Source organism: Candidatus Ryanbacteria bacterium CG10_big_fil_rev_8_21_14_0_10_43_42 (genome assembly GCA_002793915.1).
GTDB lineage: Bacteria > Patescibacteriota > Minisyncoccia > Ryanbacterales > 2-02-FULL-48-12 > 1-14-0-10-43-42.
Window position 1 is genome coordinate 65,534 of the sequence record PFEF01000006.1, and the last position, 25,390, is coordinate 90,923.

Consider the following 25,390-nt stretch of genomic DNA (forward strand, 5'->3'; position numbering starts at 1 on the left):
TTTCTTATTTTCCGTTACTTCTGTATTCTTATCCCTATGCTTGATTTTTCTATACAAAAACAATCAAAGAAATCCCATGCACGGGTTGGCACGATAAAAACAACCCATGGAATCGTTGAAACACCAGCTTTTATACCGGTAGCTACTCAAGGTGTGGTAAAGACACTTACAAGTGAGGAGGTTGTTGCGGTCGGATCTCAGATGCTTATTTGTAATACATATCACTTACATATTCGTCCCGGAGAAAAGATAGTAAAAGCGAATGGAGGATTGCATGGCATGATGCAATGGAATAACCCCCTTATGACGGATTCGGGAGGATTTCAGGTTTTTAGTTTGGGGTTTGGTAAAGAGCAAAGTATGGGAAAAATTCTTAAAAAGAGGCAAAAACCATCTGTTAGTGCGGATATGAAATCGAAGTTTTTGCGCATAACGGATAAAGGTGTGCATTTTCATTCGTATGTGGATGGAAAAGAGATTTTTCTCGATCCAAAAACTTCCATAAAAATTCAACAGGCACTGGGTGCCGATATTATGTTTGCATTTGATGAATGTCCGCCACCTCTTGCGGATGAACGATATATGATTCGGTCACTCGAAAAAACACATAGGTGGGCCGAGGAAAGTTTGAGTGCGAAAACTACAAAGAAGCAATCTTTGTACGGTATTGTGCAGGGAGGAAAATATAAGAACTTACGTATGCAGTCTGCACGATATATAGGAAATCTCCCCTTTGATGGATTCGGTATTGGCGGGGAATTCGGTTTCAGTAAACGGGCAATGACATCCATGCTTCGATGTGTTTTTGAAGAATTACCGGAAGAAAAACCCCGTCATCTCTTGGGCGTGGGACATCCGGAAGACATTTTGCCGATTATTAAAGCAGGTGTTGATACGTTTGATTGTATTGTGCCAACACACTATGCGCGCCGCGGCATTGCGTTTACATCTGAAGGAAGGCTTGATCTTCGAAAAGCTTTATTTTTTACAGACAAAAAACCGCTCGATGAAACGTGCGGGTGTATGGTATGTGGTGTATATTCTCGGGCATATATTACGCATATGTTGCGTGCTCACGAAATAACACCGCTTAGACTGCTTACAATACACAATTTGTTTTTTTTCCATGCAAAAGTTGCGCGTATTCGTGAAGACATAAAAGAGGGAAGAATATGAAATGGATTTTATTATGAAAGATATATTTGCCGTGTGGAAACCGAAGGGTATGACATCGCATGATGTTGTGAATGCCGTTCGGCGTGCTACGGGAATAAAAAAGGTAGGACATGCGGGTACGCTTGATCCTCTTGCGGAAGGAGTTTTAGTGGTGGGGGTTGGGCGGGATGCCACGAAACAGTTGGGAGATATTGTCGCAAAAGAAAAAGAATATGTAGCAGAAGTACTTCTTGGCACCACAAGTAGTACGGACGACGAAGAGGGTGAAAAAACAAAAAGGAATGTAAGCATTCAGCCATCAAAAAAAGATGTGGAAAAGGTGATAAAATCATTTATCGGGCGCAGTATGCAGGCGCCTCCTCGTTATAGCGCTCTTAAGGTAGGGGGTGTGCCGGCATACGCATACGCACGCGCCGGTAAAGCAGTGGAATTAAAAGAGCGGCAAATTATGGTAAAGGAAATGGAGCTTGTTTCATATGTCTATCCGTTTGTCTGCTTTCGTACCGTGACAGGACCGGGAGTATATGTTCGTGCGCTTGCAAGAGATATGGGAGAGCGGCTCCATACGGGCGGATATCTTACGGCACTTACGCGAACGCGCGTAGGCGCATTTACCGGGAAGGATGCATGTGTGCTTTCAGAATTAAAAAAAGCCCTGTAATGGACTTATTATTTTTGGATGATGATTGCCCGTTGCGAGGCATGTTTATCGGCAATTTTCTTTCGATTGGCAATCATAATATATTGCGCAGCGTGTCGATTTATCAGAGTGCCGCGTTTTATCTCATATGTCAATGTCAAAGATTTTTTTACCAGCTTATCTTTTATGGCATTTCTCCTTTTTATTTTATATACTAAGGTGATTATAGGAAATAGTAATAAATAACGGAAATATATGCAAGAATCTCACAATCCGTATGTCATTCCTCTCTCCATTATTGTCGCCGGTGTTCTCATTGCAGGAGCCATTATGTATGCCGGAGACGGGGGTGGTTTTGTGGCACAAACGGATACAACAAACCCAAAAGACGGTACGGAAAGTGGTAATGAACAAGCTGTTACGGGTGATGTAAAATCCGTTACGGGAGAAGATCATATTTTAGGCAATCCGGACGCACCGATAAAATTGGTGGAATATTCGGATTTGGAGTGTCCGTTTTGTTCACGATTCCACGCCACCATGAAGCAGGTAATGGATGAATATGGAAAAGATGGGCAAGTGGCATGGGTATATCGCCATTTTCCGCTATCACAAATTCACCCATCGGCAAATGAGGCGGCACAGGCAAGTGAGTGTGCGAATGAGCTGGGAGGAAATGATGGATTTTGGGCGTATATCGATGAAGTATTTTTGCGCCAGGATCAGGGACTTTCCACGTCAATGCTTCTAGCTGTTGCCGAGGATATAGGACTTGATAGACCGGCATTTGAATCATGCCTTAGCTCAGGAACATATGCAGAAAGTGTTCAGCGGTCATTTGAAGATGCGCGTACGGCTGGCGGTACGGGTACACCATATACGGTAGTGGTTGTTGATGGCGATACATTTACGCCAATCAATGGTGCTCTTCCGTTTGCGCAGGTATCATCCGTCATAGAAAGTGCATTGGCAAGATAATCTTTATTTTTTCCGGTAATGCATAAAAAAGCCGAAGCATGGCATGCTTCGGCTTTTAGCTATATCTCTGCGAGATTATGCTCGGGTATATTCACGCGAATTTTTTTTCCGATTAAATTTATCAAAATGGCCATGTAATCGTAAGGAGAGTTCTTTTTATTTTTTACTCTTTCAATTACCTCTCCTATAATATTCTTAAAAAGACCATCGACAACAAGAACATTTCCCGACCACTGCTTCTCAAGATCTATTATTCCGCCAGTTTCTCGCTCCTTGAGTTCGGTAATGATAAGTTTATCAATGGGCAGAATCTCACCGGTCGTTCCCACTATATATTTTACGCCTGGTACATTGTTTGTGGTGTGTATGTGTTCTTTATTAATACACACAAATAGATATTGCGGAAAGAGAGGGGTTTTTATACGTCCTTTTCTTTGTATCTTTTGATATCGCATGGGAAGGTAGATATCATCTTTAGGAAATATGCTTTCCAAATAACTCTTTACGGAACGTTCTTTTGCCGCATTGGTCATTACCACATACCATTCCTTCATATAGCACCTCTCAAATATATTCTGTAAACATTAATGACATAAAAATATATAAAAGTCAATAGTTTTATTGTTGCTGAAATAGTATGCCATAATTTATTTAAAAGAACTATCCATAAGCTATGTTGACGTAAATAAGTTCATTTGCTAGAATGGTTGGTAATGAATAGATTCGTGAACCAGTCTAAAAACTTTTTCTCCTTTTGGGGATGGTTTTTTGCCTTTATGAGGCGGACTGGTTTTAGGAATGTGATGTAATATAAACTCACAATACATGCTAAATACCAGTCCTGTCCAAGCAGGAATTTTTTGTGCTTTAACGGCTCATAATCTTTTTATAAATTTTTTAATATAAAAAGGTTATGAGCCCTATAGAGCATATTTATAGGAAAGTTCTTTAAAAAAGGAATAGGGAGGAACGAGTTATGTGGTTCGAAGATCAGGAAGAATGGTGGCGCAACGCATATACGCCATTGTATAGTCCGAAAAAAAACAACGAAGACCATGAAGATCAAGATGGTAAAAATCTTGCATGGTAAGAGAAGTACATCAAGAGGAGGAATAGTATGCTTGTTAAGATGTATGGACATGCATCGTCGTCGGAAATTACGGCAATCGAGGAAAAGCTGCACGGTTTGGGGTATACAACCGGCAAAATGGTCGGTGAGGAAATCACCCTCATTGGTGTCTACGGCGATATCACCCGGCTGCCAACTGGCGAGATTCAAGAGATGGCTGGTGTAGACCGCCTGATCCCAATCTCGCGCGCCTATAAACGGGTCGCCCAAAAAGGGGTGCCCGGAGCACTTATCCATCAAACGGTTCGCATTGGCAGAGTTGAAGTGGGCGGCGATGCATTGAGTATAATCGCCGGTCCTTGTTCGGTTGAGAGTGAGGCCCAGATTATGGAAGCGGCATTTTTTGTTAAAGAGTCGGGAGCAAAAGCGCTTCGGGGTGGAGTGGTAAAATATCGCTCAAGTCCATACAGTGGTTGGGAAGGCATTGGTTCAAGCTCTGAAGAAGCCCTGCGGAATGGCTTACGGCTGATTGTGAAAGCCGGGCGTGCCTTTGATCTGCCAACCGTTGTTGAGGTGCTGGATGCGGCTGATGTGTCGATCTATGAAGATATGGGGGTGGACTGTCTGCAAGTTGGCGAACCGAACGCCAAAAACCAGTCTCTGCTCAATCGTCTACGTGACACCCAGCTCCCGGTCATCCACAAACGCGGTAATTCCTTAGATATCGAAGCGTATCTCTTGTGGGTTGAACGCGTTATGGCAGCGGGCAAAGAAAATGTCATCCTCTGTGAGCGGGGGATTGTGAGTTCAAATAAATATACCCGCAATACGCTGGATATGGGTGGTATTGCCGCATTTCATTATCAGCTGTCGTGTTTGCCTGTGGCTATTGATGCCTCGCATGGCAGTGGTATTCGTGATCTGGTCCATCCGCTAACCTTGGCTGGAATTATGGCCGGTGCCTCAGTTGTTCTCGTTGAATCCCACCCCAATCCGCTGATTGCCAAGTCGGATGGATTTCAAGGCTTATTTCCCGAACAGCTCTCCCGCTTAGTCGCTGCCTGCCAGCAGGTGTGGGAACTTCGTAAGCGCATCGAGCCCTTGTACGTCCCGAGTGCACTACTTGAACAGCAGTATGAAGAGCGGATTGGCCATGATAAAAAACGGTTCTTCGATGTTTAAAAAGGAGGAATATGGCCGTGCACTATGATAAAAATGGATTTCCGTGTAATGGCAGATTGAAAAAGATATGCTCTGCATTAAGTTATTGTTGTACATGCAAAATGAGCATTATAAACGCGGTGCTCTTTGTACTTTCTCCGGAGCGCATATTGTTCCTTAAAATGCGCAGAGAAATTTGTAATTCTTTCCACGAAAACGGCTCTTTGGATTTAGGAGCCATTTGTTAAGAAGGTAAGGGGGTTATTAAATAATAACCCCTTTTTTCTTAAAAACTTACACTATACCGTTATTAACAGCCTTTATTGACAAAAGATCGTTTTTTGTTAGCATGAAGGAATGTTAAAGGGAGATAATATTTCCGATACGAAAAAGACCGCGCTTCTCTTTGGAGATGTAATTATGTGCCTTACGAAAAGGTAGCAGAGTTTGTTTTAAATGATTTATAGTAACAAGCTCTGCTTCACGGCAGAGTATTTTTGTATAATGTATGGATTGTTTGTGGTTTGCGATGTGTCTGCTTGATAGTGGGCATATGAAGATCATAAGCCGGCTCGTTGACAATTTAAACTCTTATAGGGAGGAGGTTTAGTATGCCCAAGAATAGAAAAGATGAAGATTCTCATCTGGTGCACGGAGGTGACCCGTTTGTCATTACTCCGGTAATGGGAGATACATATGATAGAGCGGAGATTGAAGAAAATCCTCATCTTGAGGATAACTTACGCCGCTTAGAGAAAGAGCGTAAAAAGTTACGAAGGGAGGCGAGTAGTCATGGAAAATAATCTTTCTGATCTTTTACAGCGTGTGGTGGAAGAGTGTTCTCAAGATATGGCAGACGCAAACCAACGGCATAAAGAGCGTCAGGATAAGAGAGTATGTTTTGTTTATACAAATTGGAGTGTTGATAGAGCAAATGGGATAGAGGTGGTGATAGCGAGTGTGGGCATGATTATCAACGGAGTGCGATATGAGGGGATGGCAACTTCTTTTGATGCTGTTCGGCCGGTAAGAGATGTCTTAATTGAGTCCATTTTATTGGCTGCTTTTAAATCAGATATTATAGCGGGAGAGAATATTCCTTCATTTAAAAGCTGTTTTCAGTCGGGAGTTGTGACACTTTTTGTGGAGGATGATTCATTTTCTGTTGAAGTTTCCGATGAGCGCGATGACCTTGCTTCTATGGAGGTTGCACGACGATATATTGCTTCACGATTGCCATCGTGAAGATTTATGGGGATGCTTACACGCACCCCCATTTTCTAAGGAGGAGTGCGATATGCTCGATATGGTATTTAAACTACGTCAAGAAAATGAGCGCGTATATATGGAAATTACGCTTAAGATGAACGACATTTCGGCAACGGAAATATACGAAGGTGATGATTCTTCGTGTCGGCTTGAGGAGAGAGCGGTGACGCTTATGTTGCAGGCGGCTCAAACGATCGGGATTATGCCACAAACTCAGTTTTCTGTTTCTGTAACGGGAGGGACGGAAGTTCGGAACGGTGTTTTGGTAACGATACATGCTGAAAGGAAAATGACGGGATTCACGGATTGTGTTTATAGCACACCGTTCACAGCGGCGCAGGCAACAAAAGATATTCTTGAGCAATTACAGAATAACGAAGTTAAAGCGGCGTAGATGTAAACCCCAGAATTTCTATTGGAAATTTTGGGGTTCTTTTTTAAGAAGATTGATTTTTAGTTTACATGGCATTATAGTGGAACGAAGATTACCTGATAAGGAGGAGAATGTATGCAAGGAGTATTTGTTATGATTACATACATTCCGAAAAGGGCACTTGATGAAGCATTGTCGCGAGAGGGTGAAGACCCTCCTACGCAAGAAGAGGCTCTTTCGTTTTTACGGAAGGTTATGTCGTTTAGGGAAATCCCTTCGATTCTGAATAACCCTCCCTTAATCGGACGTCTTCTGGACACATTTTATGGGAGACATGCCCGTGCCGGTAATGCTTTTGAAAGGATGTCAATTGTCGAACGAGTGAGAGGTGAAAAATTGGAGATTACAGGAAAGAGGGTTAGGGAAAAAAATAAGAAAAAAGAAATACAAAGACGCGTATAAGAGCATTACGCTCTTTTTTTTGTCTTCATTATACATCCGCTTTCCACTTTTTACGCACTGATTTATACTGGGGAAATGACCAGAAGTGAACTTCTTCAAAAATTAAAAGAAAAACGAAAGGAGATTGCCGAGCGTGAAGGCAAGGAGCTTTTTATGGTATTTCAAAATAAAGCTCTGGAAGAAACAGTAAAAGCAATGCCGCAAACACGGGAAGATTTAAAATTGGTAAAAGGATGGGGAAAGGTAAAAATATCACGGTATGGAGACGAAATTCTTTCTATTTTCAAGCAGGGAAACGGGAAACATGAGGATACTTATGCAACAGGCGGATTATTTAATAATCCAATACCTGCCGCCGAATCTCCCTCGGGCGGAGAAGGCAAGCAGTCTCATGATAACGCCGTATTATCGGTTTCGGAATTTATCGAAGTTGTTAATATTACGCTTTCACGATTAGGTTTGGTGCGTGTGCAGGGAGAAATAAGCGAGATGCAGATGCGGGGAGCGGCGGTATATTTTACGTTAAAAGATACATCGGGTGAGGATGCGATAGTAAAATGTTTACTTTGGAAATGGCAATTTGAACAGCAGTATGATTATTTGGAGGATGGTTTGGAAATTATTATAGAGGGAGTGCCGGATGTATTTGTAAAATATGGAACATTTAGCGTAAAGGTAAGTCGCGTAGAGCCGGTAGGGGAAGGTGCTCTTAGAAAAGCATTCGAAGCGCTTAAGAAAAAATTTGAAATGGCCGGATATTTTGATGAAGCGCGCAAGCGTCCGCTTCCGCGCATTATACAACGTATAGGAGTTGTTACTTCCGCTTCCGGAGAAGCAATTAATGATTTTAGGCGCAATATCGGAGACTATGGTTTGGAAATATGTATGGTAGATGTGCGCGTGGAAGGAGTATACGCCGAGGATTCCATCGTGAAAGGAATACAATGGTTAAATACTCATCATGCCGATTTGGACGTACTTGTTCTTATACGCGGAGGCGGTGGTCTTGAAAATTTGAAGGCATTTAATTCAGAGCGAGTTGCTGAAGCCGTTCTTGGTTCGCGTTTGCCGGTAATAACGGGTATTGGGCATGAGCGCGATGATACCATTGCGGGTTTTATAGCGGACATCAATTGCTCTACGCCAACAGCGGTTGCGGTGTATATTCGGCACATACGGGAAGATCTCATAGGGGAGGTAAATGAAAAAGTGGAACGGCTGATTCGTTTATTTGATGTTATATACGAAACAGCACTGCGTTCATTGCATGAGCGGAAGACGGGACTTATTATTTCGTATACCCACATTCTTTCGCGGTATCGGCATGACATCGCATCACATACGCGTGCCCTACAGACGGGGCTGTTTCAGATATTTAGCGGATTTCGTCTTTTAACGGAACAGTTTCGTTCATCATTTCACCGTTATGAATCTATTTTACGGGAATATTATCGAACGGTAGAAATAAACGCCGTAAAAGGGGTTCGTATTCTTGAACGGAGTATGCAGGAATACGAAAAACGTATTTCTGTTACCGAAACCGCGCTTGCTTCTCTGGATCCGGCGGCGCCTTTAAAGCGCGGATATAGTATTACATACGGATCTGACGGCCGCGTGCTCAAGAATGCAAAGAATGTTACCATAGGGGAGAGAATCAGCGTACATTTGTACGAAGGGAATATTGGTGCGCGGATAGAAGAAAATATTCAGCCGGAAAAATAAATATATAATCATTAAAACTCAATATTTGGTGTATGAAAGACAAACAAAAATTGGAACATTCATTAAAACAGCTTGAAGTTATCGTAGAAGAGCTGAATGGAAAAGATGTGGATGTAGAAACGGGACTTGCTAAATTTAAGGAGGGCGTGGATCTTATCACGTTTTGCCGGCATGAACTTAAAGCGGCGGAAAATGAATTTAAAAAACTCCGCATGGAATTGGATCAAGAGGAAGATAAAGAAGAGCAGTAAGAATATAATACAATGGCGGTCTTTTATCTTTTTATATTTATTCTATCAAGCGTAGTGCTCGCTGTTGCCGGTAATTGGCTTGTTCGTTCTCTTTCGCGTATCGCTCATTATTTTAAATGGCAGGAGTTTATTGCGGCATTTTTTATCATGTCATTTGCCGTTTCGGTGCCGGAATTGTTTATAGGGGTATCGGCGGCGCTTACGGGCATACCGGAACTTTCTTTCGGAAATATTATTGGTGCTAATATTATTCATTTTACACTTGCGATCTCTCTTGCCGCTCTTGTGCTTGGAAAGCTTGAATTTGAAAAAGAGAATATGAGGGTGAGTGTTGATTTTACCATTATTTTTGCACTATTTCCCTTTCTTCTCATGCTGGATAATAATCTTTCTCGTGGCGACGGTGTTATTCTTATAGCATCTTTTTTCATCTATTCCATTTGGGTGTTTTCCAAAAAAGAACGATTCAGTGAATTCTACATGAGCCGCAAGAGGAAAGATGCCGTTCATTACGGATATACGGGGTCTCCAATAAAACAGTTTCGGCAATTTATAAATGATGGAGGAATGTTTATTGTGGGGATTGTGCTCTTGCTTGCCAGTGCGCAGGGTATTGTCAGTTCGGCTTCGTTTTTTGCCGGTATGTTTCATTTGCCTCTTGTTGTTGTTGGTGTGTTTATTGTGGGCCTTGGCACAGCCCTTCCGGAAACATATTTTGCGGTTGCATCCGCGCGGAGAGGAAACGGCTGGATGGTAGTGGGAAACTTGCTTGGTTCTACGGTATTCACCGCCAGTTTTGTTTTAGGGGTCGTTGCACTTATTCATCCCATTGTCATTACAAATTTTTCGCCTTACATAATAGCGCGTATATTTTTAATTATGTCTGCTATTGCATTTCTTCACTTTTCACGAACAGGCCGCGTTATTACCTCTCGAGAAGCATTATTTCTTCTCATGCTTTATGTTTTGTTTGTGATAACGCAATTGGTAGTTGGATGAGTTTGTCCCCATGTTTTTCTGTCGTTTGGCATATGTTTAATTGTATGTATGCGGTAAAATGAAAGTGAGGTATATGATGCTGATGTTGTAATAAATCCACAACGGGGGTTTTATGGATTTGGAAGAACCTAGTGGTAGTGATGAGTTCAGGCCCTTTACATGGGAATACCCATCCGCATATTGGGATGCTCCGGACTTACGGAAACGTCTTCGGTCGTGTCAACTTTTGAACGATGAGAAGAAGCCATTTAATTCTCGAGGGCTTTTCGTAAGGCGCCCATGGTGGCGTAAGAAATATTATCTTATGGTAAGATTGATTAAAGTTTTACCAAACTATATCATAGTAATAGTGGGAGTTTGTTTGTAAGCAATATGCGATTATAAAGAGGAAATAGATCCTCTTTTTTCTTTGAGAAAGACTGGCATATTGACAAATTTATATTATTAATGTACAATCCCCCTAAATTTAGGCCATTTACGGGAGGTAATATGGAAGAAGAATACGAATATGCAACCGCATTAAATGAAGATGGTTTTTACCCCGTATATGCACTATACAGGGTAAAAGGTGAATACAGACTTTTATGGGCCATTCTTGCGGAAGCCATTGCATGCTTGTTCGATAAAAATCATCCTGATGCCTCTTCGGAGGCAAGGGAGTGGATAAATAGTGAAGAAGATTTGTGGTTGGGTAGTTTTAATAATATTTGTGAAATTTTCGGTATCAATCAGTCGTATTTAAGGAAAAACCTTTTGCAGGGGCAGGAGGATGCAGTGGTGTCTTATATTAGCTCAAGAAAGAAGCTTTTTACCACTTAAGACGGGGGAGTTGACGTACCTGCTTTTTTCGAGAAAAAAGCAGGTTTTTCTTTGAAAGTGGAATTAAGAAGTTATGTGGATAACATCTTCTTGACTTTATTATAAAAATCTGGTAACCTCTATATACAAGTTCGAAGGTGTGGATAACTCGTTTTTAATACTATTGCCACCTCGAAAAAACCACGGTATTATTCACTTGCAAGCTTAAGCTACGTGGGAATCTCTTCAATAAAAAATTGAAACGACCAAGAACTCTGTCCATGAAGGGAGATAGGGTTTTTTGTCGCTTTTCTCTGTTTTATATTGACCTACAACTACTTTCATGTATGCCTATGAAAGAGGTGTAGTTTGCCCCACAGCATATAATTCATATGGAGAAGAAATTTTTTTCACGGTACAAAGAGCCTCTTATGCCGCTCCCTGAACTTGTGGAAGCGCAGGTAACTTCTTTTAATTGGTTACTTACAGCAGGGCTTACAGGAGTATTTGAGGATTTTTTCCCGGTAGAGGATTATGCCGGGAATCTTAAGCTTGATTTTGTCGATTTTGCGATAGAAGACATGAAGCATGACGAATATTATGCCCGTGAGCATAATCTTTCGTATGAAGCACCGCTTCGATTGCGCGTAAGTCTTACAAATAAAAAAACAGGAGAAGTAAAGGAACAAGAGGTATTCTTGGGAGATTTTCCGCTTATGACAAAGCGGGGAACATTTGTTATTAACGGTGTTGAGCGTGTTATTGTTTCTCAACTTGCCCGTTCTTTCGGTGTGTATTTTACGGAGTACTTTCTTCGCGGTAAAAAATATTTTGGAGCGAAAATTGTTCCGTCTCGCGGAGCATGGCTTGAGTTTGAAACCGATGCAGACGGAGCGCTTTATGTAAAAATTGACCGTAAGCGCCGTATTGCGGCAACAGCCCTTTTGCGTATTTTGGGCGTTGAGAAGAATGATGCCATAAAGAAAGCATTTGCAAAGGTGGATACGGGTGAAATCTCGTATATAGATCGTACGCTTGAGAAGGATACTACTACAAGCGCTGATGAAGCTTATGTTGAGCTTTATAAGCGTATTCGTCCGGGAGATTTGGCAACGGTGGATAATGCTCGTGAATTGCTGGAAAACATGTTTGGTTCCGATAGATACGACCTCTCACATGTAGGGCGGCATAAGTTTAATCAGCGATTGCAGATAGAAAAGAAAGATAAGGATGCAAAACGTACCCTTGACGGTGAGGATATTATCGGTGTTCTTTCTGAAATTATCCGACTGGATCAAAATCCGCATCTTTCGGCTGATGATATCGATCACCTGGGAAATCGTCGGGTGCGCGGTGTAGGAGAGATGTTGCAGAATCGGTTGCGTATCGGGCTTGCGCGCATGGAGCGTATTATCAAAGACAGAATGTCCACTCTCGATGTGGCTACCATTACGCCAATGCAGCTTATCAATGCGCGTCCTTTTATGGCGGCAGTGAAAGAGTTTTTTACGACAAACCAGTTGTCACAGTTTATGGATCAGACGAATATTTTAGCGGAGTTGGAGCATAAACGTCGTGTTTCCGCATTGGGCCCGGGAGGACTTACTCGTGAGCGAGCCGGATTTGAAGTACGCGATGTGCACCCGTCGCACTATGGACGTATTTGCCCCATTCAAACGCCGGAAGGACCGAATATCGGACTTGTTGGTCATTTGGCAAGTTATGCGCGCATCAATGATTTTGGTATTATCGAAACGCCGTATCAGAAGGTAAAGAAAGGCGTTATAACGCATGAAATTCAGTATATGACGGCATTTGAAGAAGCGCGGTACAATATTGCTCATGCGGGAACGCCTTTTGAGAAGAATGGCGCCATTACTTCAGAGATAGTAGAGGCACGCGTACAGGGACAGCCGGGTGTTATTGATCGTGAGAGCGTGGATTATATTGACGTTTCTCCGCAACAGGCTATCAGTATTGCAACCAGTCTTATTCCATTTCTGGAGCATGATGATGCAAACCGTGCTTTGATGGGTTCAAATATGCAGCGTCAAGCGGTACCGAATGTGTTTCCACAGGCACCCATAGTGGGAACCGGTGTGGAAGAACGTGTAGCGCGCGACTCCGGACAGGTGGTAATTGCGGAAGAGGCGGGAACCGTTATGGCAGTAGACGCAAAACGTATTGTCATTAAAGAAGCAAAACGCGAAAAAGAATACAATCTTATTAATTTTCTTCGCTCAAATAATGCAACAACATTGCATCATCGTCCCATTGTACACATGGGAGATGCTATCGCGAAAGGGCAGATTATTGCAGATAATATGTCCACCGAAAATGGGGAATTGGCTTTGGGACAGAATATCCTGGTGTCATTTCTCTCATGGGGCGGATCAAATTATGAGGATGCTATTATTATTTCCGAACGACTTGTACAAAGAGACGTATTCAGCTCGGTACATATTGAAGATTTTACGGTAAATGTGCGCGACACTAAATTAGGACCGGAGGTAACAACGCATGATATTCCAAATGTGGGAGAGGAGAAGTTAAAAGATCTTGATGAAGACGGTATTGTGCGTATTGGTGCGGAAGTTCGGCCGGGGGACATTTTGGTGGGAAAAATTTCACCGAAGGGAGAATCGGATTTGACGCCGGAAGAACGCTTGCTTCGCGCTATTTTTGGTGAAAAAGCACGTGACGTAAAAGATACGTCGCTCCGTATGTCTAATGGAAAGCGGGGGCGTATTGTCGGCGTTAAGGTATTTTCACGCGAACAGGGAGATCGTTTGGAGTCAGGTGTTATTAAAAGCGTTCGCATAGAAGTGGCACAGCTTCGCAAGGTATCGGTAGGAGATAAACTCGCGGGACGTCACGGAAACAAAGGAGTTATTTCTAAAATTTTAGCGGTAGAAGACATGCCTCACTTGGCTGATGGTACGCCGGTGGATATTATCTTAAATCCGCTGGGAGTGGCGTCTCGTATGAATATCGGGCAGATTTTAGAGACTCATTTGGGGTGGGCGGCTCATAAGCTGGGATACCATGCGCGTACGCCGGCATTGCTGGGAACACTTGATGAGGAAATTCACGAAGAGCTTGAACGCGCCGGTTTGCCGCGCGACGGAAAGGTGGATATATATGACGGACGTACGGGTGAAAAGATTGATCAGAAAGTGACTGTCGGCATGGTATATATGCTCAAGCTTATTCATATGGTGGAAGATAAAATTCACATGCGTTCCATTGGTCCGTATTCTCTTATTACGCAACAGCCGCTTGGTGGCAAGGCGCAGGGAGGCGGTCAGCGGTTTGGGGAAATGGAGGTATGGGCATTGGAAGGATATGGTGCGGCACATACATTACAGGAAATGCTCACGATTAAGTCCGATGATGTTACCGGACGTGTTTCCACCTATGACGCCATTGTACGAGGCGAGTCGTATAAGACGCCAAATATTCCGGCGTCCTTCCATGTATTGGTAAATGAACTCAAAGGTCTTGCATTAGATGTCGATCTTGTTTCCGACGATAAATAATAAGAGAACATAATTATTATGATGGATAACGAATTACATACGGAATATCAAGATTTTGACGGTATTGTTCTTCGTCTTGCGTCTCCGGAAAAAATCATGGAGTGGTCGCACGGAGAAGTTACAAAACCCGAAACCATTAATTATCGTACCCAGCGACCGGAACGTGATGGGCTTTTTTGTGAGCGTATTTTCGGTCCCGATAAGGATTATGAGTGTTATTGCGGAAAATATCGTCGCGTGCGGTACAAGGGTATTGTGTGTGATAAATGCGGCGTGGAGGTAACACGTTCTATTGTGCGTCGCGAGCGTATGGGGCATGTTACATTAGCGGCTCCGGTTTCTCATATTTGGTTTTTGCGTGGCGTGCCGTCAAAAATGAGCCTGCTTCTTGATGTTACCGTAACGGATCTTGAAAAAGTAATTTACTTTGCCGGATATATCATTGATTTTGTAAATGAAAAGAGACGCACGGAAGTGCTTTTGGAAATAGATAAAGAATACAAAACAAAACTCAAGGCGGGAGATACCGATAAAGAGGCGTTGAAAGAGGCGGCCGATCAGGCAAAATCTGAAGTAAAGAGTTTGCGTTTGTATCAGGTGCTTTCGGAAGTGGAATATTATCGCTTAAGTATGCGTTTTGCAGATTTATTTACGGCAGATATCGGCGCCGAGGCGCTTCGTAAGATTTGTACGGGTCTTGATCTTGAAGTTATAGAGGAAAATCTCTCGAAAATAGCTGATGGAACCACTCAACCCCTTGCACGAAAAAAGGTGCTTAAGCGCTTACAACTTGTTCGGTCAATAAAAAATGCGCGTATTCGTCCTGAATGGATGTTTCTTACCGTTATCCCCATAATACCACCGGCATTAAGGCCTATGGTGGCTCTTGAAGGAGGACGACATGCAACCAGTGATGTGAATGATTTGTATCGTCGTGTTATTAACCGCAACAATCGGTTAAAACGCCTCTATGATTTAAAAGCACCGGAGGTTATTTGTCGCAACGAAAAGCGTATGTTGCAGGAAGCGGTTGATGCTCTTATCGATAATTCCATTCGCCGGGGACAGGCCGCGGTTACATCGCAGGCACAGAAGCGCCCGCTTCGTTCGCTTGCGGATATGCTGAAAGGAAAACAGGGGCGATTTCGCCAAAACTTATTGGGTAAGCGTGTTGATTATTCCGGCCGTTCGGTAATTGTAGTGGGTCCCGAACTTAAACTGCATCAGTGTGGGCTTCCTAAGCATATGGCTCTTGAATTGTTTCGACCATTTGTTATCCGTAAACTTATTGAACAAGGATTTGCTTATAATATTCGGGGTGCTGGACGTCTTATCGAAGAAGCAACGCCGGATGTATGGGCAATTTTGGAAGATGTCATTAAGGGAAAATATGTACTTCTTAATCGGGCGCCTACTTTGCACCGCTTAGGTATTCAAGCGTTTCAGCCAATGCTTATAGAAGGAAATGCTATGCGTTTGCATCCTTTAGTGTGTGAGGCGTTTAACGCAGATTTCGACGGAGATCAAATGGCGGTTCATGTGCCTCTTACCGATGAAGCGCAATATGAAGCACGTGAAATTATGGCGGCCGATAAAAACTTGCTAAAGCCCGGAAGCGGAGAATCAATCGTGCGTCCCCAGCAGGATATGATTATCGGGTGTTATTGGCTTACACAAATGAATGAGGGTGAAAAAGGAGAGGGTATGATTTTTGCAACGCGCGATGAGGCGATAAATGCTTATGAAGCCGGCGTTGTTACACTTCAGGCAAAAATACAGGTACGCCTTTCAGATGCACCGGAGCGCACGGAAACAACAATAGGACGCATTATTTTTAGTGATGTTCTTCCCGAAGGTGTCGCGTTTATCAACGAACAACAGACAAAGAAAAGCCTAAGTGCCCTTACGGGACGCATTATTCGTACGCTTGGCAGTGCCGCCACAGCTCCTTTCGTTGACCGCATTAAAGTTCTTGGCTTTAAGTACGCCACACGTTCAGGTATTAGCTGGGGTATTGATGATATTCCCGTACTTACACGAAAGGGGGCAATTATCGAAGAAGCACTCGAGGCGGCAAAAGTGGTGCGGGATCAGTTCGATCGCGGTCTTCTTACCGATAAAGAGCGCTACAATAAGATAGTTGAAATCTGGAATTCAAAAGTAAAGCCAAAAATTGATGCCGAGGTTCGCGCATCATTGGATAAAAAAGGATCGGTATTTACCATGGTTAATTCGGCAGCGCGCGGATCATGGGTGCAGGTAAACCAGATGGCGGGCATGAAGGGAATGGTGGTAAATCCGTCCGGACGCATTATTGAGCTTCCTATTATTTCAAGTTATAAGGATGGGCTTAATGTGTTGGAGTACTTTATTTCTACACATGGTGCCCGAAAAGGTACGGCAGACACCGCTCTTAAAACAGCCGCCGCGGGATATCTTACGCGCCGTCTTGTAGATGTTGCACAGGATTTGGTGGTTGTGGAAGATGATTGTAAGGACAGTGACGGAATTATTGTCTATCGCCGTGATTCAGAGGCGGTAAACAAGAGTTTTTCAACGCGGCTTTTTGGACGCACGATGATTGCCGATGTTATTCATCCGGAAACAAAGGAAAAGATCGCTAAAAAAGGAGAACTTGTTTCTATTGAAGTCGCGGAAGCTATTGATGCCGCCGGTCTTAAGGAGATACACATGCGCTCGCCTGTCAGTTGTAAAACGCGCCGAGGTGTTTGCAGTACCTGCTACGGATATGATTTGGGCGCTAATAAGATAGTGGTAAAAGGGGAGGCGGTTGGTATTGTAGCGGCGCAGGCAATTGGAGAGCCGGGAACACAGCTTACTATGCGTACGTTCCATATCGGGGGTGTTGCCGGAGGTGGAGACATTACTATGGGTCTTCCTCGTGTGGAGGAGGTGTTTGAAATTCGCACACCGAAAGCAAAAGCGATTATCTCGGAAGTTACCGGTAGCGTACTTGAAATTATAGAAGAAGGACGTGATCGCATAGTACGTATACTTCCGGATGACGACGACGATACGAAGCGTGATACGCGAGAATACACAATACCGTTTGGAAAAGGAGTACTTGTGAAAGTAAATGATGCCGTGCAAAGGGGACAAGCAATTTCCGACGGCGTGGTGGATACGAAGGAACTTTTCAAGGTTGCGGGTATTGCCGAAGCCCAGAATTATATCATCAGAGAAATTGGAAAAATTTATGCCTTGCAGGGGTCTCCTATTAGTGAGAAGCATATTGAGGTTATGGTGCGTCAAATGTTCTCACGCGTGCGTATTAAAGAAGTGGGAGATACGACATTTAGTGAAGACGCTATCGTGGAGCGTGATCAGTGGCTTGAAGAAAATGATCGCGTAAAAGCGGAGGGTAAGGCTCCCGCAAAGGCGGCACGTCTCCTTATGGGTATTTCAAAGACAGCGCTTACCATTTCAAGTTTTCTTTCAGCCGCTTCATTCCAGGAAACAACACGCGTTCTCATTAATGCCGCCATCGAAGGACAAAGAGATAATCTTCGTGGACTTAAGGAAAACGTTATCATTGGCCGTTTGATTCCTGCCGGAACGGGATTTCGCAAGGATGTTCCAAAAGAACATGTTTCTCGAAGGGAAGAGAAGCAAGGAGAAAAGATGGAAAAAGTAATCGAGCAGAAAATAATTGTTTAAAACAGAGATATAATAAAAAGCCCGGGAGTGTATACCGGGCTTTTTATTTTTATGTGTATGGTTATACAATAGTGAGAGGAGGTATGTTTATGAGTGCACATGTTATTTTTTTGAAAAAAGAACGCCGAAAGCGGAATATAAGAGAGATGGAAAGGTATGTGCCGATATGGATTTTGGCGATTGCGCTTGAATTTGCTCTTATCCTCATTCCCAGCTTTGCCATCATTTTTTCATGGACAATCCTTATTGTAGGGTTATGTTCAGGAAGTGTCTTTTTAATGCGGTATATATGGGTGTGTTGTAATAATAAAGGGTATTATGCACGCTCTCCCCACACAGGGTGAATGTTCGGAAGCTTCCCTTCCGATTTTTTGTTTGTGGGTGAGTATTTTTGTATAATAGATGGATATGGCAAAAACAAAAAATGGTAAGAAAAAATCGCGGAAAGAGAGCGAAGAAGAATTCGAAGAAGATCGCCGCCGATGGCATGATGATTTGCGCCCTGATACAAAAAAATCGGTCTGGGCGGTTCTTTCCTTTTCCGTTATGGGGCTTTTGACGCTTGCATGGTTTGGAAAGGCCGGTGCTATCGGATCGGTTATCTTTTCAGTGCTTACATTATTATTCGGAAAAGCATTTTTTTTGGTTCCCCTAGCATTCTTTTTTGTGGGACTTTCTCTTGTTCTTGGTATGCGCGAGCGTATTTTTGCCGGTACATTTTTTGGAGGTTTTTTATTTTTGGTAAGCATGCTTGGTATCGTTGACATTCTTATCGAGCCGCGGACGGCAGGATATGTAGGATTTGGTATTGCTTATTTCCCCCTTCAATTATTTGATGTTGTGGCAAGTGTTCTTATTTTTGGGACATTCTTAATAATTTCATTTCTTCTCATGTTTAATTTCTCGTTCATTCCGCGAGCAAAAGAAGCTATTGAAGATATGATGGATGGTAACGAAGAAGATACTGCCGGAACAACGATCGACGAAAAAGAAAAACAGGGTATGTTTGCTCATATAAAAACGATGGTTGGCATGAAAAATGAAGGAGAAGAAAGGGGTGCTGAAGAGGAGAATGAAAATAATTTTTCGGCGGAGGAAGATAAAAATAGTATGGAATCCGTTACGGAGCCAAGTACGAATGATGCTCCCTTGGAAGGGAAACGTATGGTTTCTTCCCGTAATGTTCCGTCCACTTATGTGCCGCCGCCGCTCTCAATTTTAGAGGGGGATAGAGGGAAGCCGTCATCGGGAGATATTCGGGCAAATGCAAATATTATTCAGCGAACACTTCAGAATTTCGGTATTGATGTAGACATGGGGGAAATTAGCGTAGGTCCGTCCATTACTCAATATACGCTAAAGCCGGCAGAGGGCGTTAAGCTGTCTCGTATCACAAATTTGGCAAGTAACCTGGGTCTTGCATTAGCGGCTCATCCGCTTCGTATTGAGGCACCCATTCCCGGGCGGGCGCTTGTGGGCATTGAGGTGCCAAATAAATCAATTGCATTTGTGGGGTTAAAAAATCTCCTCACCGAATTTAAAGAACGTAAAGCCGAAAGTGTTTTAGGGTTCGCGTTGGGTCGTGATGTTACCGGACAGCCCGTATTCGTGGATCTTGCGCGTGCTCCTCATATGTTGGTGGCAGGATCAACCGGTTCCGGAAAATCAGTCAGTATTCATGCGCTTATTTTGGGATTGTTATTTACAAAGCCGCCTGAACAGTTGCGTTTTTTAATGATTGATCCAAAACGTGTTGAGCTTTCTTATTATAACGGCATCCCTCATCTTATAACGCCGGTAGTGGTAGAAGCCAAAAAAGCTATTCAAGCCCTTAAATGGGCGGTAAAAGAAATGGAACGGCGGTATGAGCAATTGCAGGCGGCGGGGGCTCGCGATATTATATCATACAACAACGATGACACTAACGAGGATATGATGCCATATCTGGTGATTGTTGTGGATGAACTTGCCGATTTAATGACATCATATCCTCGTGAGGTGGAAGCATCTATCGTACGCATTGCCCAAATGGCGCGCGCCGTCGGTATTCATTTAGTGGTGTCTACACAAAGACCATCCGTAGAGGTTATTACCGGACTCATTAAGGCAAATATTACAACGCGTATGGCTCTTCAGGTGGCGTCTCAGATTGATTCCCGTACCATTCTTGACATGGCGGGGGCGGAAAAATTGCTCGGAAAGGGAGATATGTTGTATTTATCGGGTGATACGTCAAAACCGGGGCGTGTACAGGGAGTATTCGTATCGGAGCAGGAAGTGAAACGAGCAACGGCATATTTAAAAAATATCAAAGAAGAATCCGATAAGGATTTCGAAGAAGATATTTTTACGGTTGAACAGGGTAGTGGTCTAGGAAGGGAGAATGGCGAAGAGGATGATGAATTATATGAGGATGCGCGAATTCTTGTTATAGAATCCGGCAAAGCGTCCACATCATTTCTTCAGCGCCGGCTTCGATTAGGGTATGCGCGTGCCGCACGATTAGTTGATATGCTAGAGGAGCGTGGTGTGGTGGGTCCCGGAGATGGTGCGAAGCCGCGGGATGTTCTGGTGCGCCGGGATGAAGACGACGGATTCGGTCGTGATGAGAAAGATGCTGTTTCGGAAGACGAATAATAGTTATGATTACCTTACCCGATACCGCGTATGTGCGAGAAATAAAGCGTCTTCAAAACCGGCGAGGTGTTCGTATGGTACTCATTGGGTTTGTATTTGTTCTTGCTGTTATATATATGGTTTTTCAAACACGGGATTGGGTTTTGCGTCCGGATCTTTATCTTGATAGTCCGAGAGACGGAGAGACATTCTCTGAAACGCAGATTACGGTATCCGGAAGAGTTACCCCCGGTGTACAGTTGACCATAAACGGCCTTGAAGCGTATAGTGACGAGACAGGACTTTATGCGACGGATCTATTATTACCGGCAGGAGTACATACTATAGAGGTTGTAGCGCGAAATAGATTTGGACGAACGCGGTCTATTATGCGTCAGATCGTTATCACCGCTCCCGTATTATAAGTATAAAGATATAAACTATGCCGAAAAAAGCCGCAAAAACATCCATCAGCCAGCGAAATAAAGAGAGAGAAATGGCGGGGGGAAAGAAGGGGGGACTTATCGAAGACGTGGTAAAAGATATTCAGGCGCGTTATGGAGAGGGAGCAATTATGCGTTTGGGAGGTGTTCAAAAAGTCGATGTGGAAGTGGTTCCCACTGGGTCATTGGCACTCGATGCCTCACTTGGTGTAGGCGGTATTCCTAAAGGACGTATTGTAGAAATTTACGGACCGGAGTCTTCCGGAAAAACAACGTTAACATTGCATATTGTTGCTAATGCGCAAAAAAGAGGAGGTACGTGTGCATTTATAGATGCTGAACATGCATTGGATCCGGAGTACGCACGCCGTATTGGTGTTCAGATTAATGATCTGTTAATTTCCCAGCCGGATTCCGGCGAGCAGGCTCTCGAAATTGTAGAGAGTTTGGTGCGCACGGGCGGTATGGATATTATAGTAATCGATTCCGTTGCCGCCCTAACGCCACGCGCCGAAATAGAAGGAGACATGGGACAGCAACATGTTGGCCTGCAGGCACGGCTCATGTCGCATGCGCTTCGAAAACTCACATCTATTGTCGCCAAAACACATACAACTATTATATTTACCAACCAGATTCGTATGCAAATAGGTATGATGTACGGAAACCCGGAAACCACTCCCGGTGGAAAAGCACTTAAGTTTTATGCATCTGTTCGTATTGAAATTCGTCGGGCGGCAAAAATTCAGAAAGGAGACGATGTGGTGGGGAGTCGCACGAAAGCAAAAATTGTAAAAAATAAGGTAGCGGCACCCTTTAAAACGGCCGAGTTCGATATTATGTACAACGAAGGTATTTCTCGTGAAGGTGATATAATTAATTTGGGAGAAAAGTACGGATTTGTTAAAAAAGCAGGCGCTTCCTATTCGTATGGGGAAATTAAGATTGGGGTTGGTATGGATAAGGCAAAGCAATTTCTTAAGGATAACCCTGAAATTACTAATGAAATTGAGAAAAAGATACAGCAAACAATGCAGGATAATAAGGTGGTATAGTAACTACGAAGAATAAAGATATGGCAACATAAAAACTCGCTAGAGCGAGTTTTTATGTTTGGTTACAACAAGTTATATGTATTACCGCAATGTAAACGGCAAAAGAGCCAGATGACGTGCATGCTTAATGGCTTTTGTGAGCTGTCGTTGGCACGAAGCACATGTTCCGGTGCGCTTTCCGGAAAGAATACGTGCTTGCGTGGTAATAAACTTCCGAAGTAGGTCGGAATTTTTATAGTCAATTATCTTTATATTATTTACACAAAAGTGACACTGTTTCATTTTTTCGATACTTATTGCTAAATAGTTGTGGGAAGCTTGAAATGGATTTAATTCGAAGCGTGCCGTGAAGCGTGAGTGAGCCGTATTGAACATACGGAGAACGAGTATTGGAACAAGTAACGAAGAAGTAAGTTCATTTCGGGCTTCCTCTTGCTATTGTCGATGACTAAAATGGGATTTCGTTGGGGTCTATATCATCCTCTGCCGGATATTCCACTGTCGCCACGTTTTCCTCCTCTGTTGGTTGTTGGTCTGCGGGTCGAGAAGCTGTATGTGCGGCAGTACCTCCACCGCTACGCGGTCCCATCTGCATGTTTTCCGCAACAATTTCGGTGCGATATCGTTTACTACCATCTTGTCCGTCCCATGATCGTGTCTGCAGGCGTCCTTCAATACATACAATCTGACCTTTTTTTAAGTATTGTCCGGCAACTTCCGCCTGTCGTCCGAAAAGAACAATATTATGAAATTCTGTTTGCTCTTGCTTCTGTCCCTGGCGGTCATTCCATCGCCGATTGGTGGCAATGCCGAGAGTTGCAAGTGTTTGTCCGGATGGGAGTGCTTTTATTTCCGGATCCCTTGTAATATTTCCAACAATAATTACTTTGTTTACATTCATTATCTCATGGGTAGCGTAATGGGAAAGTTTATGTATGCCCATTATCCGCTACGTACTAACTGCCTAATATTTCATCAAGTTTTTTGTCAATTTCTTCTTCGGATACCTTTTCCTCTTCAGGACGGACGTCTTCATGTGTTGTGGGAGAAGGTGCAGGCGATGTTACGGGAGGTTTTTCGAGGACATTGTTTGCAGTGGTAGACTTTTGTTTTGTCGGACGAGATTGAATAATAGAACGTTCCGGTTCTTGCTCCCAGGCAAGAGTCAAATGCCGTATAATGGCCGTATGGGCTTCCACATCCTTATTAATAGCCGAAAGGGCTTCAGGAGCCACCATAAACTGAAGAGCACCAAAATATGCTTGGGTGAATTTTTGGATAGGATAGGCGAGAGGGCGTAATTTAGCATCCGTCGTACGATCAGGCATGCCACCGTTTTTTTCTACGTAGGAACGAATTTCACCCAAAACTTCCGCCGCTTTCTCGGCGGGGAGGTCAGGCTTTATAAGGAAGCCGATTTCGTAGAGTTGTGGGTCGCGTGTCATATGTAGAAAGTATTGTACTATAAAGCTTTTCTAACTGCAAGGGTTGACTTTTATTAATAAGTAGTTTATAAAAATAACAATAAAACATGGGCTTAAATTTCATTTTTTGGTATAAAAAACCGCTTATAAGAGCGGTTACCATTTTTTGAAGTATTCCTGATATTCGGTTGAGAGCTTAGGATTTTCTCCCGCCCATGCCAGGCATAATTTTACGGCGGGGGTGAGGTCGTTATTACCGCGAAAAACGGATAATACATCTCTGCTATTCTGGTAGTGGGTCAGGATTTCGCTATATATGCATCCGGGCAAAGAAGAATATAATACATTGAAATATACGTGTTTGTCGCTCCCTTTTTGTAAGCGGCATACGGTGGACGTTATTATATCTGTATACTCATAGGTTTCAGATATTGTTACACCGGGCGGAATGGATGAGCATATCCTTTCAGTATGTATTCCCGGATTTGTCATTTTTTCTAAAAAAAGTAACTCGGCAATAATAAGTAATACAACTGATCCGGCGAGAAACAAAAGCAATCGCATCATTATACTACCCTCCTTTTTATAAAGATATTAGTCTGCAGGCTCAACGTCAAGGAACATATATTTTATATTTTAAATTCTATTACGTCTCCATCTTGAACGATATAATCCTTTCCCTTCGTCTGGAGTGTGCCTAATTCCCGCGCTTTTGCGTATGAGCCGGCAGACAGGAGGTTTTCGTACGATATAACATCTGCGCGAATAAACTTTTCTTCAAAGTCAGAGTGAATGGCGCGTCCGGCGCGCGGCGCGGTAGCATTTTTTGGAATGGCCCATGCGCGAGTTTCTGCTTCACCTGTTGTGAGAAAGGTAATAAGACCGACAACTTCATATGCTTTTTTTATAAGAGCGTCAATACCGGACATGGATTTAAGATCACCGGCATCGTCTCCCAGCTGGCTTATCTCTTCCTCCATTTTTATATTAAGAGAAAGGGAGGGCAGATCTTTTACGGCAGGCGCTTCGGTATCTTCACCATTAAAGAGGAAGATAAAGGGTTTTACCGTAAGGAGATGAAGCTCTTGAAGTATTTCTTTCCCTTCATCAGTTTTTGGCGCATATATATTAGCAAGATGTCCTTCTGATAAGAGTGTTTGCAGTTCCTTCAGGGTTTCTAATTTTTTTATCGCCGTTTTATTGCCCGTTCTTGTTTCTTTCTCTATGCGCGGAATGGCGCGTTCCACGGTACCGAGATCCGCCAAGATAAGCTCGGTATTTATCGTTTCCATATCATCCTTCGGATTAATCGTTCCGGAAACGTGATGAATATCTTTGTTTTCGAATGCGCGCACCACTTCCACGATGGCGTCCACTTCGCGAATATGAGAAAGAAATTTGTTTCCGAGACCTTCTCCGGCGCTGGCACCTTTTACGAGACCGGCAATATCAACAAATTCAATGCTTGCCGGAATTATTTTTTTTGAATGGGAAAGATCGGCAAGGGGATGTAAGCGTTCATCCGGCACGGCAACAACACCGACATTTGGGTCGATGGTGGCAAAAGGATAATTTGAAGTATCCACCTGTTTTTTTGTAAGGGCGGAGAAAAGAGTAGATTTTCCCACATTAGGGAGCCCCACGATACCGATTTTCATAAAGAGAAAATTGTTATATATACGTATTTGATAGTATACGATATATTAAATGAATGGTATAGTATACCTACTTTTAGTC

At 43.2% G+C, this 25,390-nt stretch carries 26 protein-coding genes; 20 read left to right on the forward strand and 6 right to left on the reverse strand.

The window, feature by feature from the left end; translation table 11 throughout:
* Nucleotides 1–36: 36 nt before the first annotated feature.
* From COU90_02775 to COU90_02790, 4 genes are read left to right on the forward strand one after another with little or no spacing between them, the layout of a single operon-like run.
* A complete protein-coding gene (locus COU90_02775; protein ID PJE64351.1) occupies nt 37–1,176 on the forward strand; it encodes a tRNA guanosine(34) transglycosylase Tgt in 1,140 nt (379 codons plus the stop codon).
* Between the two features lies 1 nt (nt 1,177).
* Nucleotides 1,178–1,837: a tRNA pseudouridine(55) synthase TruB gene (gene truB / locus COU90_02780; GenBank protein ID PJE64352.1), complete on the forward strand. Its 660-nt coding sequence runs from the start codon at nt 1,178–1,180 to the stop codon at nt 1,835–1,837.
* Complete coding sequence (locus COU90_02785; GenBank protein ID PJE64353.1) at nt 1,837–2,034, forward strand: hypothetical protein; 198 nt, start codon at nt 1,837–1,839, stop codon at nt 2,032–2,034. The genes truB and COU90_02785 overlap by 1 nt, the downstream gene beginning before the upstream one ends.
* A gap of 37 nt (nt 2,035–2,071) precedes the next feature.
* The gene (locus tag COU90_02790) at nt 2,072–2,794 is read left to right on the forward strand and encodes a disulfide bond formation protein DsbA (protein ID PJE64354.1); all 723 of its coding nucleotides are present in this window, start codon (nt 2,072–2,074) and stop codon (nt 2,792–2,794) included.
* A 59-nt stretch (nt 2,795–2,853) separates the two neighbouring features.
* Here COU90_02790 and COU90_02795 read toward each other — a convergent pair whose 3' ends face one another.
* Nucleotides 2,854–3,348: a hypothetical protein gene (locus COU90_02795; protein ID PJE64355.1), complete on the reverse strand. Its 495-nt coding sequence runs from the start codon at nt 3,346–3,348 to the stop codon at nt 2,854–2,856.
* Nucleotides 3,349–3,911: 563 nt separating this feature from the next.
* Between COU90_02795 and COU90_02800 the strand changes: the two genes are divergently transcribed.
* The 16 genes from COU90_02800 to recA all read left to right on the forward strand — a co-directional run bounded on the left by COU90_02800 (nt 3,912) and on the right by recA (nt 22,229).
* The gene (locus COU90_02800) at nt 3,912–5,045 is read left to right on the forward strand and encodes a 3-deoxy-7-phosphoheptulonate synthase (GenBank protein PJE64356.1); all 1,134 of its coding nucleotides are present in this window, start codon (nt 3,912–3,914) and stop codon (nt 5,043–5,045) included.
* A gap of 590 nt (nt 5,046–5,635) precedes the next feature.
* Entirely contained in the window at nt 5,636–5,827 is a 192-nt protein-coding gene (locus tag COU90_02805; GenBank protein ID PJE64357.1) for a hypothetical protein, read from the forward strand.
* Nucleotides 5,817–6,269 carry a hypothetical protein gene (locus COU90_02810; GenBank protein ID PJE64358.1) on the forward strand — a complete coding sequence of 151 codons (453 nt, stop codon included), beginning with the start codon at nt 5,817–5,819 and terminating at the stop codon, nt 6,267–6,269. Before COU90_02805 ends, COU90_02810 begins: the two co-directional genes overlap by 11 nt.
* 61 nt (nt 6,270–6,330) lie before the next feature.
* Nucleotides 6,331–6,687, forward strand: a complete 357-nt coding sequence (locus tag COU90_02815) for a hypothetical protein (GenBank protein ID PJE64359.1) — start codon at nt 6,331–6,333, stop codon at nt 6,685–6,687.
* Nucleotides 6,688–6,801: 114 nt separating this feature from the next.
* Nucleotides 6,802–7,128 carry a hypothetical protein gene (locus tag COU90_02820; GenBank protein ID PJE64360.1) on the forward strand — a complete coding sequence of 109 codons (327 nt, stop codon included), beginning with the start codon at nt 6,802–6,804 and terminating at the stop codon, nt 7,126–7,128.
* A gap of 75 nt (nt 7,129–7,203) precedes the next feature.
* Nucleotides 7,204–8,850, forward strand: coding sequence for an exodeoxyribonuclease VII large subunit (gene xseA, locus COU90_02825; protein ID PJE64361.1), 1,647 nt, complete (start codon nt 7,204–7,206; stop codon nt 8,848–8,850).
* A 32-nt stretch (nt 8,851–8,882) separates the two neighbouring features.
* Entirely contained in the window at nt 8,883–9,101 is a 219-nt protein-coding gene (gene xseB, locus COU90_02830) for an exodeoxyribonuclease VII small subunit (GenBank protein ID PJE64362.1), read from the forward strand.
* A 12-nt stretch (nt 9,102–9,113) separates the two neighbouring features.
* Nucleotides 9,114–10,100 (forward strand): hypothetical protein, encoded by a 987-nt coding sequence (locus tag COU90_02835; protein PJE64363.1) that lies wholly within the window; start codon nt 9,114–9,116, stop codon nt 10,098–10,100.
* 112 nt (nt 10,101–10,212) lie between these two features.
* Entirely contained in the window at nt 10,213–10,467 is a 255-nt protein-coding gene (locus COU90_02840) for a hypothetical protein (protein ID PJE64364.1), read from the forward strand.
* Nucleotides 10,468–10,589: 122 nt separating this feature from the next.
* A complete protein-coding gene (locus tag COU90_02845; GenBank protein ID PJE64365.1) occupies nt 10,590–10,919 on the forward strand; it encodes a hypothetical protein in 330 nt (109 codons plus the stop codon).
* Between the two features lie 371 nt (nt 10,920–11,290).
* Entirely contained in the window at nt 11,291–14,437 is a 3,147-nt protein-coding gene (gene rpoB / locus COU90_02850; GenBank protein ID PJE64366.1) for a DNA-directed RNA polymerase subunit beta, read from the forward strand.
* 21 nt (nt 14,438–14,458) lie between these two features.
* Entirely contained in the window at nt 14,459–18,115 is a 3,657-nt protein-coding gene (rpoC, locus tag COU90_02855) for a DNA-directed RNA polymerase subunit beta' (GenBank protein ID PJE64367.1), read from the forward strand.
* 83 nt (nt 18,116–18,198) lie between these two features.
* Nucleotides 18,199–18,459 carry a hypothetical protein gene (locus COU90_02860; GenBank protein PJE64368.1) on the forward strand — a complete coding sequence of 87 codons (261 nt, stop codon included), beginning with the start codon at nt 18,199–18,201 and terminating at the stop codon, nt 18,457–18,459.
* 58 nt (nt 18,460–18,517) lie between these two features.
* The gene (locus COU90_02865; GenBank protein ID PJE64369.1) at nt 18,518–20,752 is read left to right on the forward strand and encodes a cell division protein FtsK; all 2,235 of its coding nucleotides are present in this window, start codon (nt 18,518–18,520) and stop codon (nt 20,750–20,752) included.
* Between the two features lie 5 nt (nt 20,753–20,757).
* Nucleotides 20,758–21,156, forward strand: coding sequence for a hypothetical protein (locus tag COU90_02870; protein ID PJE64370.1), 399 nt, complete (start codon nt 20,758–20,760; stop codon nt 21,154–21,156).
* A 71-nt stretch (nt 21,157–21,227) separates the two neighbouring features.
* Nucleotides 21,228–22,229 (forward strand): recombinase RecA, encoded by a 1,002-nt coding sequence (recA, locus tag COU90_02875; GenBank protein PJE64486.1) that lies wholly within the window; start codon nt 21,228–21,230, stop codon nt 22,227–22,229.
* An 81-nt stretch (nt 22,230–22,310) separates the two neighbouring features.
* Here recA and rpsR read toward each other — a convergent pair whose 3' ends face one another.
* The 5 genes from rpsR to COU90_02900 form a co-directional block, all read right to left on the reverse strand.
* Nucleotides 22,311–22,604, reverse strand: coding sequence for a 30S ribosomal protein S18 (rpsR, locus tag COU90_02880; GenBank protein PJE64371.1), 294 nt, complete (start codon nt 22,602–22,604; stop codon nt 22,311–22,313).
* Between the two features lie 73 nt (nt 22,605–22,677).
* Nucleotides 22,678–23,133, reverse strand: coding sequence for a single-stranded DNA-binding protein (locus COU90_02885; protein PJE64487.1), 456 nt, complete (start codon nt 23,131–23,133; stop codon nt 22,678–22,680).
* A 52-nt stretch (nt 23,134–23,185) separates the two neighbouring features.
* The gene (rpsF, locus tag COU90_02890) at nt 23,186–23,674 is read right to left on the reverse strand and encodes a 30S ribosomal protein S6 (protein PJE64372.1); all 489 of its coding nucleotides are present in this window, start codon (nt 23,672–23,674) and stop codon (nt 23,186–23,188) included.
* A gap of 135 nt (nt 23,675–23,809) precedes the next feature.
* Complete coding sequence (locus COU90_02895; protein PJE64373.1) at nt 23,810–24,220, reverse strand: hypothetical protein; 411 nt, start codon at nt 24,218–24,220, stop codon at nt 23,810–23,812.
* Nucleotides 24,221–24,282: 62 nt separating this feature from the next.
* A complete protein-coding gene (locus tag COU90_02900; protein ID PJE64374.1) occupies nt 24,283–25,311 on the reverse strand; it encodes a redox-regulated ATPase YchF in 1,029 nt (342 codons plus the stop codon).
* Nucleotides 25,312–25,390: the final 79 nt, after the last annotated feature.